This is a genomic window from Puniceibacterium sediminis, assembly GCF_900188035.1.
Classification (GTDB): domain Bacteria; phylum Pseudomonadota; class Alphaproteobacteria; order Rhodobacterales; family Rhodobacteraceae; genus Puniceibacterium; species Puniceibacterium sediminis.
The window spans coordinates 1-1,461 of the sequence record NZ_FZNN01000059.1 but is presented as its reverse complement, the minus strand read 5'-3'; the positions used below and the strand labels follow the sequence as shown (position 1 = coordinate 1,461).

3 protein-coding genes and 1 pseudogene are annotated in these 1,461 nt (G+C 54.1%); 2 read left to right on the top strand and 2 right to left on the bottom strand.

Annotated features, from left to right (window positions below; translation table 11 throughout):
* The coding region (locus tag CHB75_RS21160) for a transposase domain-containing protein (RefSeq protein WP_141135057.1) at positions 1–158 on the top strand (158 nt) is incomplete at its 5' end.
* A gap of 21 nt (positions 159–179) precedes the next feature.
* Here CHB75_RS21160 and CHB75_RS21155 read toward each other — a convergent pair.
* Both CHB75_RS21155 and CHB75_RS21150 read right to left on the bottom strand, forming a co-directional pair.
* Positions 180–327: pseudogene (locus CHB75_RS21155) on the bottom strand (IS5/IS1182 family transposase); the annotation flags it as partial.
* Positions 314–940: a hypothetical protein gene (locus CHB75_RS21150; protein ID WP_089274140.1), complete on the bottom strand. Its 627-nt coding sequence runs from the start codon at positions 938–940 to the stop codon at positions 314–316. The gene CHB75_RS21150 and the pseudogene CHB75_RS21155, both read right to left, overlap by 14 nt.
* On the opposite strand from CHB75_RS21150, the gene CHB75_RS21145 reads away from it, so the two are divergent.
* Complete coding sequence (locus tag CHB75_RS21145; protein ID WP_141135173.1) at positions 908–1,399, top strand: hypothetical protein; 492 nt, start codon at positions 908–910, stop codon at positions 1,397–1,399. The genes CHB75_RS21150 and CHB75_RS21145 overlap by 33 nt on opposite strands.
* The last annotated feature ends 62 nt before the right edge of the window (positions 1,400–1,461 follow it).

Below are 1,461 nucleotides of genomic sequence, written 5' to 3'. Positions count from 1 at the left end.
GCGCCGCGACATGGGCGCGTGTCGCCTCGCTGATAGGCACATGTCGCCTGAACGCCGTAAACCCCGAAGCCTATGTCGCCGCCACACTCCGAAAGATCCTCGATCAGCACATGCAGACTGACATCGACACTCTCATGCCATGGAACTTCGGCAAGTAGTAAAACCACAGTGCCATGGGTGATGGACTGCCGCTTACCCATGGCTCCGGCGCTTGTAGGTTTCCACGGCTTGGCGTTCTTGCGCGGTGGAATTACAGCATGGGCATTTGCGCGTGGCATACGCGCCGTCGGCGGTCACTGATCCGATGTTCTGATCAAGTGGGATCCGCCACGAAGTCATCCAAGGTTATTATGCGGTCCGATTGTTTCTGAATTATTGTCTGAGACCAAAGGATCGACGTCTCGTAAAATGACTCGCAGACTATTTCTCCGCCCAGCTCGAACCAATGAGTGACCTCCGGCAAGAGCGCCTTCGGAAATGGATAACGAGCAAATGGATTATGAAAGACTTCCATTTCTGCGCACCATGGCTCGTAGTGCTGTGGCCAAAGGGTCTTGTATTCTTCACTTGTGATATCAAGACAGAAAGGTATGCCTTTCAATGCCCCTGGCGTCCGATCAAAGAAATTACCGATACGCGTGTAACGCAAACCTTTGGTATCCGCACCTGACGAGATGCTTACCCGGCTCAATTTGGATATCGCGCAGGCATTGGTGAAGATGATCGCAGACAGCTCTTCATTTCTGCTGTCCGTGAACAGCCCGGCAGGGAAGCCTGTTCCGCCGAGCAGATGTGTTGCAGTCGTAGGGACGGCGAACTTGCGACCATCATTTTCCCTTGTCTTGGCCCCCTGACCATAAAGGTAGCCGATAAGCGCCTCGCGACTCCATACCATCGAGGCGGGCACTTGGAAGTCGGCGAGCGCGATTGCGAATGGCATCCCCTCGACGTGCGGTTGTCTACATTGTCGTCGCGCTGGCTAAGCTTCATGGAGGCGGACTTCTTGGATTGCGACGCCTCAAATACCATGCAAATAGATGTGACTATCGGTGAACTGTCCACCGATCTCAAATCCGATGATCGTTTTGGTCTTTATGTGAGGGGATGGACTACCGGAAATGAGTTAAGAGATGAACCGATTGATGACGACGAACCAGTGCTCACAGTTATGCCGCGAAACAAAGCGGCCATTGCGCTTGCCAACAAACTCGCTCGAATCGCCTGGAGCCTTCTGCGGCACGGCACCCGGTTCGACGGTAAGCGGCAGTCCATCACCCATGGCACTGTGGTTTTACTACTTGCCGAAGTTCCATGGCATGAGAGTGTCGATGTCAGTCTGCATGTGCTGATCGAGGATCTTTCGGAGGGCATTGTTGCAGAACTCACGCCTGAGGCATGACTTCCCCTTACCCCGCTGGCGTTATGCCACGCGAATGATCTCGGCAGTGCCGAGGGCATTGA

Coding starts and splice junctions, on each gene's coding strand:
- CHB75_RS21150 (WP_089274140.1), bottom strand. CDS start 940: ATGCCATTCGCAATCGCGCTCGCCGACTTCCAAGTGCCCGCCTCGATG.